The 16,926-nt window shown below is 34.7% G+C and carries 13 protein-coding genes; 8 read left to right on the top strand and 5 right to left on the bottom strand.

Features of this window, described 5'->3' with window-relative positions:
- Window positions 1–99 precede the first annotated feature (99 nt).
- The 3 genes from CLU81_RS19520 to CLU81_RS19510 all read left to right on the top strand — a co-directional run bounded on the left by CLU81_RS19520 (window position 100) and on the right by CLU81_RS19510 (window position 3,145).
- Entirely contained in the window at window positions 100–981 is an 882-nt protein-coding gene (locus CLU81_RS19520) for a L,D-transpeptidase (protein ID WP_099711320.1), read from the top strand.
- A 345-nt stretch (window positions 982–1,326) separates the two neighbouring features.
- Window positions 1,327–1,917 (top strand): TetR/AcrR family transcriptional regulator, encoded by a 591-nt coding sequence (locus CLU81_RS19515; protein WP_099711319.1) that lies wholly within the window; start codon window positions 1,327–1,329, stop codon window positions 1,915–1,917.
- Window positions 1,918–2,002: 85 nt separating this feature from the next.
- Window positions 2,003–3,145, top strand: coding sequence for an NAD(P)/FAD-dependent oxidoreductase (locus tag CLU81_RS19510; protein WP_099711318.1), 1,143 nt, complete (start codon window positions 2,003–2,005; stop codon window positions 3,143–3,145).
- Window positions 3,146–3,729: 584 nt separating this feature from the next.
- On the opposite strand, the gene guaB is transcribed toward CLU81_RS19510, so the two are convergent.
- The 5 genes from guaB to CLU81_RS19485 form a co-directional block, all read right to left on the bottom strand.
- On the bottom strand, window positions 3,730–5,202 hold the full coding sequence (gene guaB / locus CLU81_RS19505; RefSeq protein WP_099711317.1) for an IMP dehydrogenase: 1,473 nt from the start codon (window positions 5,200–5,202) through the stop codon (window positions 3,730–3,732).
- 264 nt (window positions 5,203–5,466) lie between these two features.
- Window positions 5,467–6,867, bottom strand: a complete 1,401-nt coding sequence (locus CLU81_RS19500; RefSeq protein ID WP_099711316.1) for a DUF5723 family protein — start codon at window positions 6,865–6,867, stop codon at window positions 5,467–5,469.
- Window positions 6,864–7,415 (bottom strand): hypothetical protein, encoded by a 552-nt coding sequence (locus CLU81_RS19495; RefSeq protein WP_099711315.1) that lies wholly within the window; start codon window positions 7,413–7,415, stop codon window positions 6,864–6,866. The genes CLU81_RS19500 and CLU81_RS19495 overlap by 4 nt, the downstream gene beginning before the upstream one ends.
- 83 nt (window positions 7,416–7,498) lie before the next feature.
- A complete protein-coding gene (locus CLU81_RS19490; protein ID WP_099711314.1) occupies window positions 7,499–8,365 on the bottom strand; it encodes a hydroxymethylglutaryl-CoA lyase in 867 nt (288 codons plus the stop codon).
- Between the two features lie 113 nt (window positions 8,366–8,478).
- Window positions 8,479–9,513 (bottom strand): quinone-dependent dihydroorotate dehydrogenase, encoded by a 1,035-nt coding sequence (locus tag CLU81_RS19485; protein WP_099711313.1) that lies wholly within the window; start codon window positions 9,511–9,513, stop codon window positions 8,479–8,481.
- Between the two features lie 434 nt (window positions 9,514–9,947).
- Here CLU81_RS19485 and CLU81_RS19480 point away from each other — a divergent pair, with 434 nt between their 5' ends.
- The 5 genes from CLU81_RS19480 to CLU81_RS19460 all read left to right on the top strand — a co-directional run bounded on the left by CLU81_RS19480 (window position 9,948) and on the right by CLU81_RS19460 (window position 16,728).
- A complete protein-coding gene (locus CLU81_RS19480) occupies window positions 9,948–12,389 on the top strand; it encodes an arylsulfatase (protein ID WP_099711312.1) in 2,442 nt (813 codons plus the stop codon).
- Between the two features lie 128 nt (window positions 12,390–12,517).
- The gene (locus CLU81_RS19475) at window positions 12,518–13,105 is read left to right on the top strand and encodes a hypothetical protein (protein ID WP_099711311.1); all 588 of its coding nucleotides are present in this window, start codon (window positions 12,518–12,520) and stop codon (window positions 13,103–13,105) included.
- Window positions 13,106–13,158: 53 nt separating this feature from the next.
- The gene (locus CLU81_RS19470) at window positions 13,159–14,364 is read left to right on the top strand and encodes an OprO/OprP family phosphate-selective porin (RefSeq protein ID WP_099711310.1); all 1,206 of its coding nucleotides are present in this window, start codon (window positions 13,159–13,161) and stop codon (window positions 14,362–14,364) included.
- Between the two features lie 120 nt (window positions 14,365–14,484).
- Window positions 14,485–15,477 carry a DUF6515 family protein gene (locus tag CLU81_RS19465; protein WP_099711309.1) on the top strand — a complete coding sequence of 331 codons (993 nt, stop codon included), beginning with the start codon at window positions 14,485–14,487 and terminating at the stop codon, window positions 15,475–15,477.
- Between the two features lie 120 nt (window positions 15,478–15,597).
- Window positions 15,598–16,728 (top strand): formylglycine-generating enzyme family protein, encoded by a 1,131-nt coding sequence (locus CLU81_RS19460; RefSeq protein ID WP_099711308.1) that lies wholly within the window; start codon window positions 15,598–15,600, stop codon window positions 16,726–16,728.
- Window positions 16,729–16,926 lie beyond the last annotated feature (198 nt).

Genomic DNA, 16,926 nt, shown 5'->3' with positions numbered 1-16,926 from the left:
AATTCATTTTAAATGAAAATCCAATAACCAAATCAAGAAATTGTGTAATCCTTTTAAGAGAGGAATAAAATAACTTTACATTAAATAAAAAACCAGTTTATGAAAAAGTTATATTATACATCAAATATCTTCCTTGTACTTGTTTTAGTTTTATTGAGTTCATGCAAAAAAAGCGAATCTACTGAAACGAAAGAAAAAACAAAACACAGAAAAGCAATCGAATATAAAAAGCCACAATCTGTTGAATTTCATTTAGAGAAAACTAAAGAATGGCTAAAAATAAATGAAGCTGACAGCAGTAAACTTCAGATTGCTTACGCTATAAATCGAACAGATAAAGCGAATTTCGCAAAATTAGATTCAGTGGTAATTCCGTCTGATTTTAGTGGTGATATTGTTTATTATCTTCCGTTTCCGTTGCATGTTGCAGCTTTAGGAGAGGTTTCAAAAGTTATAATTTTCTCCTATCCTACTCAGGCATTTGCTGCTTACGAAAATGGAGAATTAGTTTATACAGGACCAACAAATATGGGAAGAAAAAAAGACCCTACTCCAACCGGATTATTTTTCACCAATTGGAAAGCCGAAAAAACTACCAGTACTTTTAATGACGAATGGGATTTAAAGTGGAATTTTAATATCGAGAATAAACTGGGAGTTGGTTTCCACGAATATGCTTTACCAGGTTACCCGGCATCACATTCTTGTTTACGATTACAAGAAAAAGACGCTAAATATCTTTATAAATGGGCTGACGAATGGATCTTGAAAGACAAAGAAAATGTAAAAGTAAAAGGAACTCCGGTAATCGTTTTTGGAAGTTATAATTTTGATGGACCAAAACCTTGGTTACAATTAGTCAAAGATCCAAAAGCACTTGATATTTCAGAATCTGAAATTGAAACTCAAGCAAAACCTTTTATACAGAAAATTTTAGACAATCAAAAAGTTAGAGAAGCAGAGCAAACTGCTAAACCTTAAAAATATTTTTACCCGAATAAAAGCTGCTATTATAATTTTAACGAATTGTATTAGCAGCTTTTTTGTTTATATGATGATGCAAATTGCAATTCTTAAAAATTTGGCTAAAGCCTATTCCTAATATTACTTTATTATCTCCAGCTAAAGCTGGAGCCTATTCAAGAATTAGATTTCATTTTATTTTTCACACAATTGTGTTTACATTGAATGAGACGCACTGCTGTGCGCCTCTACGGTAAAAAACCTTAGAACCTCAGAACCTTTGCCACTTTGAACATTTTTTCACAATAAATAAGCGAACGTTCATTTATTATTAATATCTTTGTACCATAATTAATTCAAATTATGAGAACAAGAGACACAAATAAAGAAGAAATTGTAAAACAAAAAGCAATTGAAATGCTTGTTGCGCAAGGCGTAGAAGGATTTGGAATGAATCGTTTAGCAAAAGAATGTGGCGTTTCTGTGGCGACATTGTATATCTATTATTCGGATAAGGAAGATCTTATTCGCAAAATAGGAATTGATATTGGCAAAAATTTCTTCAATGAAATGTTGGCTGGGTTTTCTTCAGAAATGTCGTTTGTAGATGGTTTACGCCAACAATGGGAAAACCGTTCTAAATTTGCAATCAATTTTTCCTTACAAACTACTTGTCTTGAACTTTTAAAACATTCCAGTTATGGCGATGCTATTTTAGCTGAAATCACTTCGGATTTTAAAGATCAAATGTTAAAATTTATTACCAAAGCAATCGAAAAAAAGGAACTTCTTCCCGTTACGTTCGAAGTTTTCTGGAGTATTGCTTATGGATCACTTTATTCTCTTTTAGAACTTCACAGAGAAGGAAAATCGATGTCCGGAAAACCTTTTGTTTTTACTGAAGAAATTAGAGATGAAGCTTTTAATTTGGTTATAAAAGCTTTGACTCCTTAAACTAAATCAATATCAATCTCAAAAATCAATCTCAATTAAAATATAAAATCAATCACTACAATATCAATTAAATAAAAAAAATCAAATGAATACTTCACTTATAAAAAATAAAAAAATAGCCATAATTGGCGGCGGTCCTGTTGGATTAACAACTGCTCGCATTCTACAAATCAATGGTGCAGACGTTACGGTTTATGAAAGAGATATCAATGCGCAAGCCAGAACTTCGGGCGGAACACTTGATATTCATTCTGATTCAGGGCAAAAAGCGATTCAAAAAGCTGATTTAATGGACGTGTTCTATAAATATGCGAGACCAACTGGCGAGAAAATGGCAGATATGCACGGAAATATTACTTCGGATGAAATGCCCGATGAAACAAATGCGTATTCACGTCCTGAAATTGATCGAAATGATTTAAGAAAAATTATGCTCGAAAATCTCCAAGAAAATACTGTTGTCTGGGACAGTCATTTGACTGATATTAAAAAAGTTGAAGACGAATATCATTTAGAATTCAAAAATGGATTGAAAACAATTTCCGATTTTGTTATTGTCGCTAACGGTGGAAGATCAAATGCTAGAAAATTTGTTACCGATATTGAACCTCAACTTTCCGGTACTTATATTATTCAAGGAGAAATTGCAAATCCGGATCGTGATTATCCTGAATTTAAACCTAAATATGGCGACGGAAATGTAATGGCAATGGGAGAACAAAAAATGTTTTACACGCATACTTTGCGCGACGGTTCTGTTCACTTTGGAGTTTCGTTTAAAGCTGATGAAAATTGGGTTTTAAATAACGGTCTTGATTTTGAAAATGACGCAGCAATACGAGCATTTTTAAATGAAACTTTTGCAAATTGGAGCGATGATTATAAAACCTTTTTTAATGCTTCAACTGATTTTTCAGGATTACCATTGAGATTATTTTCATTAGAAGAACCTTGGAAAACTCATTCGAATATTACACTTGTTGGAGATGCAGCGCATGTAATGCCTCCATTTGCCGGAGAAGGCGTTAATATGGGCTTAATGGACGCATATCAATTAACAGAGAATTTGACTAACGGAGAATTTTCAGATCTGCAATCTGCAATTGATGATTATGAACAAAAAATGTTTGGCTACGCTCTGGAAGCACAACGTACGACCAAAAAAATGGAAGAATTATTACATTCTGATGTTTCAACTGAAGATATTTTAAATAGTCGTGGGGCTTAATTTTTTTTTCACCATATAAGTGATGTAAGTTCATTTTACTTTAAACTTATTATTACTTGAACTTATAGTTTTGTCATTTCGACGGAGGAGAAATCACACACGAAACTCGACAAAGATTGGTGACTGTGCTTTTTATGGTACGCGGATGACACTGATTCGCTATCGCGAAAACGCGGATTTAGACGGATTTTGCTTGTATTTTTGTCATTTCGAGGAAGAAGAAATGACAAGATTGTGAATATTAGTTTTCGTAAACCTTTGTCAAAGTTTAAAACTTTGACAAAGGTATCCACAGTTAGATTTGACAGAGCAAGAAAGTCATAATAAACGAAATGTTTTTTTTATAAAAATGATCTCTCTAGCCCCGATAGTCCCGAAGTGTCGGGAGAAAATCCTTTTACTTTTTCCTTAAAAAGTAAAAGATTGAAACGGATTGCTTCGCCAGTTCGCACTTTCAGGCTCGGGTACGGGATTAGCTCCTAAAAAATAGTATAGAAATCAGAATAAGCAAAAATTAAAAATAAAAAAAGGCGTAAGAATCAAACTCTTACGCCTTTTGTTTTTATATAGAAAACTAAAAATTATTATCTTGAATAATTTGGAGCTTCTTTTGTAATTGTAACATTATGTGGGTGACTTTCAGTGATTCCGCTTGATGTGATTCTAACAAAACGTCCTGTTTCTTGTAATGTTGGAATATCTTTTGAACCACAGTATCCCATTCCGGCACGAAGACCTCCGATAAATTGAAGCATACTTTCGTTTAATTCTCCTTTGTAAGGAACACGACCAACAATTCCTTCCGGAACTAATTTTTTAACGTCGTCTTCAACATCCTGGAAATAACGATCTTTTGAACCTGTTTGCATAGCTTCAACAGAACCCATTCCGCGGTATGATTTGAATTTTCTTCCTTCGAAAATAATTGTTTCTCCCGGAGATTCTTTTGTTCCTGCTAATAATGAACCTAACATTACACAATCAGCTCCTGCTGCAATTGCTTTAGGAATATCTCCTGTGTAACGAATTCCACCATCTGCGATAACCGGAACTCCTGTTCCTTTAATAGCTGCTGCTACTTCAAGAACCGCTGAGAATTGAGGGAAACCAACACCTGCAACGATACGAGTTGTACAGATAGAACCCGGTCCAATCCCTACTTTTACTCCATCTGCTCCGTTCTCTACTAAATATTTAGCTGCTTCAGGAGTTGCAATGTTTCCAACAATTACGTCTATTTGTGGGAATTTTGATTTTACTTCTTTTAAGGTATTTACAACACCTTCTGTATGTCCGTGAGCGGTATCGATGATGATTGCATCTACTCCTGCAGCAACTAATGCTTCTGCTCTTAAGACTGCATCACCTGTAACTCCAATTGCTGCAGCTACTCTTAAACGACCAAAAATATCTTTGTTAGCGATTGGTTTTTGTGTCAGTTTTGTGATATCTCTAAAGGTAATTAAACCAACTAATTCATAATTAGCGTTTACTACCGGTAATTTTTCGATTTTGTGACCTTGTAAAACTACTTCGGCTTGTTCTAGTGAAGTTCCTTCGGCAACAGTTACTAAGTTTGTACTTGTCATTACCTCAGCGATTGGTCTTGCACCATTTTTCTCAAAACGTAAGTCACGATTTGTAACGATTCCTTTTAAGATTTTGTTTTCGTCAACGATTGGGATTCCGCCAATTCCGAATTCTTTCATTGCATTTTTTGCGTCTGCAATTGTAGAGTTCATTGGCAATGTTACCGGATCGATAATCATTCCTGACTCAGCACGTTTTACTCTTCTTACCTTCGCAGCTTGTTGCTCGATGGTCATGTTTTTATGTAAAACACCAATTCCGCCTTCTTGTGCCATAGCGATTGCCATTGCACTTTCGGTAACGGTATCCATAGCAGCTGATACTATAGGAACGTTTAGCGTTATATTTCGTGAAAATTTTGATTTGATACTCACTTCGCGAGGAAGCACATTCGAGTAGTTAGGTACTAATAATACATCGTCGTAAGTTAAACCTTCGCCGATAATCTTGGAGTTGTGTGCTATCATGTTGCAATTTCTAGTTGAATTGCGTGCAAATATAGTGAATAAATTGGAAACTTGATTACTAACTTATTCATAAATTTAACTTTACAGGAAAGTGCTTACAAAAAAGCTTGATATTATTTTAAACCATATAAGTTATATAAGTTCATTTAATTCTTAGCTTATTTGATATTACTTTGCGCATAATTCTCGACTACGCTCGAACTGACAATACAAAAAACTCCAGCAGACAGCAATAAAATGAACTTATATAACTTATATGGTAAACTAATCCTCGGAATCTTGAAATACAAAGTTAAATCCAAATTGAAATGCCAGACTATTGGCTTTTGAGACATCTCTATACTCGAGAACATTATCGACGAGAAGATACATATTTAGTTTTCCGAGGGTTCCTGAAAGTCCTAATCCTATATTTTTACTTGAATATGGATCGATTGTATATGTGGCTTTAAAATCTAATTTTTCGAAAATACTACGTCTGTAAAAAGCAGTTAAAGCAACGTATGGCTCGTCTGGCATAGTCATAGCAAACATCTGTCCTCCTATTCCGTTAACATACTTTCTCGAAACGCTGCCTTTGCAATTACATTCTTCATCTGGTCTTGATTCGCCAAAAGAATATTGAATTGACGAATATAATTTTGTTGGTCGCCAAGTCGTGTATTTATTATATAGAGTGTCACGCGGAATGGCTTTATCGAATTCATCAAAAACATCTTCGGGCTTGTTCGAACCTAGAAAGTTAGGGTTTGCTCCTTTATAATTATAAGTTCCTTTATAGTTGAGTGTTTCGATATCTTTTGATTGTCTTATAAATCCAAGGTCGATTATACTTGCTGTAAACTGTAGATTTTCTTTAACATAATAGGTAATTCCGGCATCAATTCCCAAGCCTAAACTTCCGTTGAAAAAAGTATTGTGAGCAATATCACTTGGAATACTTCCTTCGTATTCGTCTTTTGTAAACTTGCTAAGACCAGAAGTTTTTAATTCAAGATTTGATGAGATTACCTGATTATAAAGATTAGGCGTGTCTGCACTTTCTCCTGTAAAAATAAAACCTGAATTATGAGTCGATGTAGCATTTGCTCCACTGGAATAAATTTTGGCCCGACCGCCTAAAACCAGTTTTTCGCTTAGTTTTCTGTGATATCCTACATGGAAAACTGAAAGGACTTCAGCTTGAACATTCAAGTCGGCTAAATTGAATGCTTTTCCAATATATTTTTGATTTCCGTCGACGGCTAAAATGGCTAAATCTTTTGGAAAATACATTAGGAAATCAAATTCCTGATAAGCTCCAAACGAAATATAGGATTGACTTTCTCTTCCGCCAACTCTAAAACCTCCAGAGAAAATTTCGAGTTGTTGATTGACCTGAGTTTTGTCTTTATTGGAAGAATTATTAATGATATTTCGAACCTTATCATTAAAGTCTACTCCGTTATTGGCAAATAAATCATACGCCGAAAAACTACTTGATCCTAAATTTGCTGAAACTCCGGATAAAATTGGGATTCCGAAATAAAATTTATACGAAACGTCGGCACCTGGATTTACTAATGATGATTGCGGAATTGACGTGAAGTTATACAACACTTGTTTGTTTTGCGAGAAACAAGAAAGCTGAAAAGCGACCATTAAAATCAGATATACTTTTCTCATTCTATTTCCATATAAATAGTTGCGCCGGAACGTAATTTTAAACTTCCTTTACTATTTGCGTCTAATGGAGGTCCGCCATCCATTCTGACAATAAAACCAAGTCTCGCTGTTTTTTTTAAAAGATCTAATCTTTGATTTTCGAATACTTCGGTTGGAAATTTTATAACATTTGAAGTTCCTGAATAAGCCGGCACATTATAAGAATCCGTTTCAAGCACCTGATTATTAACATCCAGAAGAACGATATCTAATATAAAAGATCTGACAATAGTGTTTTCAACTTCAAAATCAAGCTCGGCTTTCTTTAGATTATCTCTAAAGAATTTATCTTTGAAAGCATTAAATTCGCTTACATCATAAATTATTTGTGCATCTCCATCATTTATAAGCTGAGTCGCAGGAACATTAAAATAAGCGAGATTTGCTACAAAAACAGGCGTTATTTTGAAATCGTTAACCTGATCAAAATCCAAATTACTTGAGCACGAAGAAAACATGAAAACTAAAAGTAAAATCTTAGAAATTCTGCTAATGAAATTTGATTTCATGGCTTGCTTTTATTTGATTAAATAATGAATAACATTATTTATGATTACTTATTGTCTGATATATAAGTAAATATAAGCTTTTTCTAGTGAAATTTCCCAAACAATTTTGATGCTTCATTATAAGCACTTTCAAAACTTAAGGAGTTTAATCCAGTTACTTTTTTATTGGCGGTAAAATAAGAAATCAGTTTTTCTGTAGGCATATTTCCGGTTAGTTTGTCGGTTGCCATTGGACAGCCTCCAAATCCTTGAATTGCTCCATCAAAACGTGTGCAACCAGCATTTGAAGCTGCTTCTATTTTCTCAAACCAACTATTTGGCGTTGTATGCAAATGTGCGCCAAATTCAATTTGGGGATATTTTGGAATTAAATTCGAAAAAAGATAAGTGATAACTTCTGGCGTAGAACTACCAACAGTATCTGAAAGCGATAATATTTTTACGCCCATTCCTGCTAGTTTTTCGGTCCATTCGCCTACAATTTCAACATTCCATGGATCTCCGTAAGGATTCCCGAAACCCATTGAAAGATAGGTTACAACTTCTTTATTTTTTTTATCGGCGATTTCAAGAATTTCTTCAAGTGTAACCAATGATTCTGCGATGGTTTTATGGGTATTTCTCATCTGAAAATTCTCAGATATAGAAAACGGAAATCCTAAATATTGAATAGGTTCGTGTTCTGCCGCTAATTGCGCTCCTTGCGTATTTGCAATTATAGCCAATAATTTACTGGTGGTTTGCGAAAGATCAAGCTGCGCCAAAACCTCAGCGGTATCTTGCATTTGCGGAATAGCTTTGGGAGATACAAAACTCCCAAAATCAATGGTATCAAACCCCACACGAAGCAAAGCTTGTATGTAGGTAACTTTATTTTTTGTGGGAATAAAGGTTTTGATGCCTTGCATGGCATCACGTGGACATTCGATAATTTTGATTTCTTTATTCAAAGCTTATTCTTTTGTAAAGGCTAAGTTAGTTTCTTTTTTAAAGAAATAAAAGTTATAATTTTCTTTAATTATTTGTATAAAAAAAACGTAATATTCTAAATTAACCGTTTTTATTACAAATTCTTCAAAACTTTTTTATTGATTGCTTTTATCAAGGCTGGACCTTCATAAATAAAACCGGTGTACAATTGTACTAAACTTGCTCCGGCATTTAGCTTTTCGATGGCATCATCTGCAGAATGAATTCCTCCTACTCCAATAATTGGAAATGCTTTATTGCTTTTTTCCGAAAGAAAACGAATTACTTCCGTCGAACGTTTTGTTAATGGTTTTCCTGATAATCCGCCCATTTCAGATTGATTTTCAGATTGTAATCCGTCTCTTGAAATTGTTGTATTTGTAGCAATTACACCAGCAATTTGAGTCGTTTTTACAATATCAATAATATCCAATAATTGCTCGTCTGTAAGATCCGGAGCAATTTTTAAAAGTATTGGTTTTATTTTTTGATTACTTGTTTTTTGCTTTTCTACATTTCTGTTTTGTAATGTTTGCAATAAAGCTGTCAAAGGTTCTTTGTCTTGTAGCGCTCTTAGATTTGGAGTATTTGGCGAACTTACATTCACAACAAAATAATCTACATGATCAAACAAAGCATCAAAGCAAATGATGTAATCATCAACAGCATTTTCGTTTGGCGTTACTTTGTTTTTTCCAATATTTCCTCCAATTAAAACTCCTGAATTCTTTTTTAAACGTTCTACGGCTTCAAGAACTCCGCCATTATTAAAACCCATTCGGTTAATAATTGCCTGATCTTCTTTCAAACGAAATAAACGTTTCTTAGGATTTCCTTCCTGACCAACTGGCGTTACAGTTCCGATTTCGATGAAACCAAAACCAAAGTCAGAAAGCTCTTTGTACAACTTAGCATCTTTATCGAATCCTGCCGCAAGTCCTACTGGATTTTTGAATTTAATCCCGAAAACTTCACGCTCTAAACGACTGTCTTTTACTTCGTAAATCCCTCTGATTATTGACGAAACTCCTGGTATTTTTGAAATGAATTTAACAAATGAAAAAGTAAAATAATGTACTTCTTCCGGATCAAACCAAAAAAGTATCGGGCGAATTATCAATTTATACATAAGAGTTGTGTTGTAGTTTTTTGGATGCAAATTTAATTATAATACTTGAAAATGGCTCTTTTTTACAAAAACAAATCATCTGAATTTTCTAATTCACCTTTCAGATGATTTGACTTTAAAAAATCTTATCATTCTATAAAATGAAATACAAATAAGACAAAATCTAATTTTTTACTGTTGCAAATTATAAAATGAAACAACTTGAAGTCTAATAATAAGGCTGTTAGAATTTTTATTTTTTAATTTTGAGTTTTTAAGAAAATTTTTATTCGAAGCTTTATCATCCCAAAAACATTATAGAAGGACACAAAATAAATTTAATAAAAGCATAAATCAGGTTACATTATTTTTTACAGGTTAAATTTTATCGAAAATTCAAGAATTGCATTAATAATCAAGACAAGAAAATCAATAATAACTAATACCACTAAATTATGAAAACCAGTACTAATAGGATGCTTAAAAAAAGTATCGCTTTATTTCTACTATGCCTTTTGCCCGGCATGACACCAAAAATATCTGCCCAAGCAGATCCTCAACAAATTACAAAGGAAACTTTTAAAGGTAAAGTTAGTCTGGACATTCGTGACTCAAAAGAAGACTGGACTCCTTATACTCCTAAAGTAGCTCCAAAAGGCGCTCCAAATATATTATTTATTTTATATGATGATACCGGTCTTGCAGCCTGGTCACCATTTGGAGGAGGAATCAACATGCCAACTTTGCAAAAATTGGCAGATAACGGGCTGATTTATACACAATGGCATACTACAGCATTATGTTCCCCAACTCGTTCTACTTTATTAACTGGTCGAAATCATCATTTAAATGGTATGGCTGCAATTACAGAAGCTGCAGCGGGTTATCCGGGAGCAAGTGGAAGATTGCCAAAACAAGTTGCGACAATCGGGCAAGTTTTGCAGGATAATGGATGGAGTACTTTCTGGATAGGAAAAGATCATAACGTGCCTGAGCAAGATGTTGCATCAGGAGGAGATCGAAGCACATGGCCTTTGCAAATGGGATTTGATCGCTACTACGGTTTTCTTGGTGGAGAAACCAATCAATGGTATCCTGATTTAGTTGAAGACAATCACTTTACAGAAGCAAAATACGGACCGGAAGATGGTTATCATTTATCTAAAGATTTAGCAGATCATGCCTTAGAATATATTCGTGATCAACAAGCCACAAATCCTTCTAAACCTTGGTTTATGTGGTATTGTCCGGGTGCAAATCACGCTCCGCATCATGCTCCGGAAGAATATATAGCTAAATATAAAGGTAAATTTGACGATGGTTATGACGCATACCGAAAATGGGTTTTGCCTAGAATGATCGCCAAAGGAATTATTCCAAAGGGAACTAACTTTGACAAATTCAATCCGCTTCCTCCGGGAGTTTCGAATCCGGGCGATGAAGTTTTAGATTGGAATAAACTAAGTGCAGATGAAAAGAAATTATTCTCAAGATTGGCTGAAGTTTACGCAGGTTTCTCTGAATATACTGATGCACAAGTGGGACGTATTATTGATTATTTAGAAAAAACAGGACAATTAGAAAACACAATTGTTTTGTATGCTGCTGATAATGGCGCTTCTGGAGAAGGATCTCCATCTGGTTCTGTTAACGAAAATAAATTCTTCAACGGATATCCTGATGAACTAAAAGAAAACCTAAAATATCTTGACAAACTAGGCGGTCCGGACACCTATGAGCATTATCCAACAGGTTGGGCAGCTGCATTTTCTACTCCTTTTAAAATGTTTAAAAGATATAGTGAATATGCGGGTGGAACTTGCGATCCGTTAGTGATTTCATGGCCAAAAGGAATAAAAGCAAAAGGAGAAGTCCGCAATCAATTTCACCATTCTACAGATATTGTTCCTACATTATTAGAGGTTTGTGGTGTCGAAATGCCAAAAGTATATCGTGGAATTCCGCAATATCCATTATCGGGAGTATCAATGAAATATACTTTTGATGCTGCACCAGATGCAAAAACTCAAAAACACATTCAGTATTTTGCTATGTTAGGAAGCCGCGCTTTATGGAAAGATGGCTGGAAAGCAGTAGCATTACATGCGCCACTTGTTGGAAAAGGAAACTTTGACAAAGACGAATGGGAACTTTATAACACTGATATTGACAGAGCTGAATCTAACAATTTGGCAAAAAAATATCCGGATAAATTAAAAGAATTAATTGCTGACTGGAATTCAGAAGCTGCCAAAAATCTTGTATTGCCACTTGATGACCGTTCGGCTATTGAAGTTTTAGGAACAGAAAGACCTTCATCTGAAGCGCCTCGCGATCAATATGTTTATTATCCTGGAACTGCTCCGGTGCCGGAAGGTGTTGCAGTAAATGTTCGTGGACGTTCTTATAAAATTGTTGCCGATGTTGATCTAAAAGATGCGAATGCTTCCGGAGTTCTTTTTGCACACGGATCTCGTTTTGGCGGACATGCTTTATTTCTAAAAGACAAAAAACTGAATTATGTGTACAATTTCTTAGGAATTGCTCCTGAACAAAGATTTACTTCGAATGTTGAAATTACACCTGGAAAACATGTTTTTGGTATGGAATTTACCCGAGAAAAAGCAGGACCAAATGGTGAATCAATTGGAAAAATGAAACTTTATATTGATGGAAAAGAAGTTGCTTCAGGACCAATGAGAACTCAAACCGGTAAATTCACACTTTCCGGAGACGGACTTTGTGTTGGATTTGACAGCGGTGATGCAGTAAGTAAAGAATACAAAACGCCTGGTGAATTTAAAGGCGGAGAAATTTATGGCGTTGGTATCAATGTCGGAAAAATCGAATATTCGGATCTAAACAGTGAAGCAAAAAGAGCTTTGAACAGAGATTAATTTTAAATCTATAATCTAAAAAGAGGTATTTGTCATGTACAGTAAAATGGGCAGCAAATACCTCTTTTCTTTAAAAGTAATTATTCTTTTTTACTTCGAAATAAACGTTTCATTAATAAATTATCAAAATGTGTGATATAAATAGTTATTTAAAGAAAAGTTCCTTTTTAGCTATCATTTTTAGTTTATCGATTTTCTTCCCAAACAAAATTACAGCTCAGGAAAAAGAGGAAAATGAAGTTTTTAAACCACATCATCAAATTGGAATTTCCATCAATCATGTTCATGTTTTTGAAGGCAGAGACGACGAAGGAAACAGAGAAGTTTTGAGTTTACCTGCGTGGGGAGTTGATTATACTTATCATTTAAGTAAAAAATGGGCGATTGGTTTACATACTGACTTTATAATTGAAAAATTTAAGGTCGAAAAAAATCTGGAAAGTGGCGATGATAAAGAAACCGTAGAAAGAAGTTACCCAATTGCTCCTGCCCTAATGGGAATTTACAAACTCAACGATCACTGGAGTTTTTTACTAGGAATGGGAGGAGAATTTGCTAAAGAAGAAGATTATTTTCTAACTCGCGCCGGAGCCGAATATGGTTATGAATTGCCAAAAGGATGGGAAGTTTTTGGAACTTTTAGTTATGATTTTAAATGGAACGCCTACGATAGTTGGGGAATTGGACTTGGAATTGCAAAAAACTTTGGTGGTTAAAATCTAAAATATTCAGAAAGAAAAACATAGAACTATATATTAAAATCAAATATATGCACAGCCAAATCAAAAGAAACCTATCTGTACTGTTATTGTTTTTAAGTCTTATTTCTGCAAATGCGCAACAGAAAAAAGACACTACAAAATTAATCAATGTTAGTTATGGCAATAAAGGAATTGAACTTCGAACAAGAGATAATAAATTTCTTTTTCAACTACAAAGCCGATTTCAATTTCGATTTTCTACACCAAATGATCAGGATCCTTTAACATACGATGATTACAGCAAGGATAAAGAAACCACTTTCAAAATTAATCGTGCCAGATTAAAAGTAGGCGGTCACGCATTTGAACCTTGGTTAAAATATTATTGGGAATATGAACTTAGTCAATCTAATTTGCTTGATTTTAGGCTTATGATTGAAAAATGGGAATGGTTAAGTTTTAAAGTCGGTCAGTGGAAAGTCGAATATACGCGCGAACGTTTTATCAGTAGCGGCGAACAACAAACTGTAGATCGCTCCCTTATCAATCGTCCGTTTACAGTAGACAGACAAATGGGAGTTGAAATAAACGGTCATCTTAAAGGAAAAGGAATTGCTGATTTTAATTATTGGGTAGCCGCTTTAACCGGAACCGGAAGAGGCAATACATCAAATGACGATAATAATCTAATGTATTTTGGAAGAACACAATGGAATTTTTTAGGAAGATTTCTTGATTTTGAAGGAAGTGATATCGAGTTTCATGAAAAACCAACTCCTATTATTGCTTTTTCGGTACTAACAAACAGAAGTCCATATACCCGATTTTCGCAAGCAGGCGGAGGATCTTTAGAAGGTTATGAAAACGGATTACCGGGACAATATCGCGTGAATCAATGGAATTTTGAAAGTGCTTTTATGTATCGTGGCTTTTCCTGGCAAAGCGAATGGCACACCAAACAAATTATCGATAAACTGAATAATAATGACACAACTACTTTAAAAGGATATTATGTTCAGGCTGGTTATTTTTTTCATAATGCATTTCACTGGTGGCCGGAACATTTAGAAATGGCCGCGAGACATGCCGCATATCGTCCAGACAATGATTTTAGGCAAAACTTACAAGATGAAACAACACTTACCTTCAATTGGTTTTTTAAAGGGCATAAAAACAAATTAACTTCTGAAGTAAGTTATTTTAGTTTTCAAGACAAAACATTGCCATTAGAAGCAGGATGGCGATTTAGAGTACAATGGGATATTTCTCTCTAATTAAATGAGTTAGATTCAAATTATCATCTTCTGAAAAGATAAAATGTAAGATGATTTTTCTAATTTTCACTAATATTCTTATTTATTTTTAATAATTTTAATGGACATAAAACACTGAAAATGAAAAGTATAAAAAAGACTCTTAGAAAATTAGCACTAATGTGCTTAATGGGATCATTTTTTTTGATTTCAATTGATAGTATTGCCCAACGCCATGGTGGCGGTGGCGGAGGACACAGAGGTGGCGGCGGAGGTCAAAGACCAGCTGTAAGCAGACCGGCAAATCAAGCAAGACCTGCGGTAAACAGACCTTCATCTGGTTCAGGTGTTAAAAGACCTTCAACAGCCAACAGACCTGGAGCTAATGGTTCCGGAACCAATAAAATTAACAGACCTTCTTCAAATTCAAAAATTGGAGATAAATCAATCAATAACAGAAACTCAAATAATACTGTAAACAGAAACAAAACCGGCAATAGAAACAATATTAGCGGTAATACAGTTAACAGAAATAGAAACAATGTAAATATCAATGTAAACAATAGTGTACATGTTCGTAACAACCGTAATACCGTTGTAAGACCGGGCGTGCGACCATATGCTCGTCCTCCTTATCGTTATGGAGGTTATAGATACAATTGTTACCATCCTTATTATCCACGTCCTTATCACCCATTTTATTGGGGACCAGTTTGGCATCCGTGGGGATTTTTCGTAGCAACATTGGCAGTAACAGCAATTGTAGTTAGTGTAGAAAGCACCCAATATCATTATGATCAGGGAGTTTGGTATACCTCGTCAAGCGGAGGTTATACGGCAGTACCTGCACCAGTTGGAGGAACAGTAAATAATATTCCAAGTGGAGCCGAAACGGTCAATACCGGAACCGTCAATAATTATTACTACGGAGGAACCTATTATGAAAAAGATGGCAGCTCGTACAAAGTAGTAGCGCCAACCGCTGGAACTCTTGTAGATAACTTACCTGAAGGTGGTGAAGAAGTTACGATAGGAGATGCTAAATATGTAAAATTTGGAGAAACCTACTATCAACCTGTTCAAGTAGACGGTAAAGACAAATACGAAGTTGTTGAAGTTCAAGAAGATAAATAAATCTATAGTAACCATATCGAATAAATAGGGTTTATAAAGTTATTTTTTTAACTTTACAACCTATTAACGACCATATTTTACTATATTTATAATAATTTACGTACAAATAAAATGACTATAATGAAAAATAAAACTTATTGGATTTTAGCCATACTTACAATTTCTATAATTTCAATAGCTTATGGTTATACCAAGCTTATTGTTCCAAAAGAAAAATTGACAGCAATGGATTGTGCCGAAACTCCAAACGCTTCAGAAACTTCTTTGTTTAAACCAACCATAGAAAATAAAAACAAACCAACAGGCAAAGCGCCAAAAGGAATGGTTTGGATTCCCGGTGGAGAATATTCTATGGGAAGCAATGTAGAAGATGAAAGTTTATGCAGCATAAAAGGAGTTACCAAAGATGCTGCACCAATTCATCGAGTTTATGTAGATGGCTTTTATATGGATCAAACAGAAGTGACAAACGAACAATTTGAAGCTTTTGTAAAAGCAACGGGTTATGTAACATTGGCCGAAATAAAACCAACACACGAAGAATATCCTGATGCTCCATTAGAAAATTTAGTTGCAGGATCGGCCGTTTTTACTCCTACTCAGGCAAAAGTAAATCTGGGCAATTATATGCAATGGTGGTCTTATGTTCAAGGAGCTGACTGGAGACATCCGGAAGGAGCCGGAAGTTCTATAAAAGGAAGAGAAAAATATCCTGTAGTTCAGGTATCCTATGACGATGCTGCCGCTTACGCGAAATGGGCAGGCAAAAGATTACCAACAGAAGCGGAATGGGAATTTGCTGCTCGCGGCGGAAAATCAGGACAATTATACGCTTGGGGAAATACCTTAAAACCTAAAGGAAAATTTCAGGCTAATATCTATCAAGGAAACTTTCCTATAGAAAAAGGAGATACCGGAGAAGATGGCTATATTGGCATCGCTCCTACTGCTCAATTTGAGCCAAATCCTTATGGACTTTATGATATTGGAGGAAATGTTTGGGAATGGACAAACGATTGGTATACTGCCGATTATTATTCTGTTTTAAGTGAAAACGGAAAAGTCACCAAAAATCCGCAAGGTCCTGAATCTTCTTATGATCCGGGAGAGCCAAACTTGCCTAAAAAAGTACAACGCGGAGGATCATTTTTATGTACTGATCAATATTGTACACGTTATATGGTAGGAACAAGAGGAAAAGGAGATTATAAATCACCCGCAAATCATATTGGTTTCAGATGTGTTCAATAATTTTTTTTTTTGACACGAATTTCACGAATTGACACGAATTAAAATATATTTCAGATAACTTATAAATCCAATTTCATGAATTTAAATTTGTGAGATTGGATTTTAGCTTTTAAGAATTAGCATTAATTCGTGAAATTCGTGGCATTTTTTTATCTCAATTTACAGTTTTCATAATTTACAGCTTTACAACGCCTAACT

The organism is Flavobacterium sp. 9, assembly GCF_002754195.1.
Lineage (GTDB): Bacteria > Bacteroidota > Bacteroidia > Flavobacteriales > Flavobacteriaceae > Flavobacterium.
The sequence above is the reverse complement of the archived record's forward strand: the minus strand, read 5'-3'. Positions and strand labels throughout refer to the sequence as shown.

Bases quoted from the DNA above. Each gene is read 5' to 3' on its own strand.
- CLU81_RS19485 (WP_099711313.1), bottom strand. From the start codon at position 9,513: ATGTATAAATTGATAATTCGCCCGATACTTTTTTGGTTTGATCCGGAA.
- CLU81_RS19495 (WP_099711315.1), bottom strand. From the start codon at position 7,415: ATGAAATCAAATTTCATTAGCAGAATTTCTAAGATTTTACTTTTAGTT.
- CLU81_RS19475 (WP_099711311.1), top strand. From the start codon at position 12,518: ATGTGTGATATAAATAGTTATTTAAAGAAAAGTTCCTTTTTAGCTATC.
- CLU81_RS19515 (WP_099711319.1), top strand. From the start codon at position 1,327: ATGAGAACAAGAGACACAAATAAAGAAGAAATTGTAAAACAAAAAGCA.
- guaB (WP_099711317.1), bottom strand. From the start codon at position 5,202: ATGATAGCACACAACTCCAAGATTATCGGCGAAGGTTTAACTTACGAC.
- CLU81_RS19470 (WP_099711310.1), top strand. From the start codon at position 13,159: ATGCACAGCCAAATCAAAAGAAACCTATCTGTACTGTTATTGTTTTTA.
- CLU81_RS19520 (WP_099711320.1), top strand. From the start codon at position 100: ATGAAAAAGTTATATTATACATCAAATATCTTCCTTGTACTTGTTTTA.
- CLU81_RS19460 (WP_099711308.1), top strand. From the start codon at position 15,598: ATGAAAAATAAAACTTATTGGATTTTAGCCATACTTACAATTTCTATA.
- CLU81_RS19480 (WP_099711312.1), top strand. From the start codon at position 9,948: ATGAAAACCAGTACTAATAGGATGCTTAAAAAAAGTATCGCTTTATTT.
- CLU81_RS19500 (WP_099711316.1), bottom strand. From the start codon at position 6,867: ATGAGAAAAGTATATCTGATTTTAATGGTCGCTTTTCAGCTTTCTTGT.
- CLU81_RS19465 (WP_099711309.1), top strand. From the start codon at position 14,485: ATGAAAAGTATAAAAAAGACTCTTAGAAAATTAGCACTAATGTGCTTA.
- CLU81_RS19510 (WP_099711318.1), top strand. From the start codon at position 2,003: ATGAATACTTCACTTATAAAAAATAAAAAAATAGCCATAATTGGCGGC.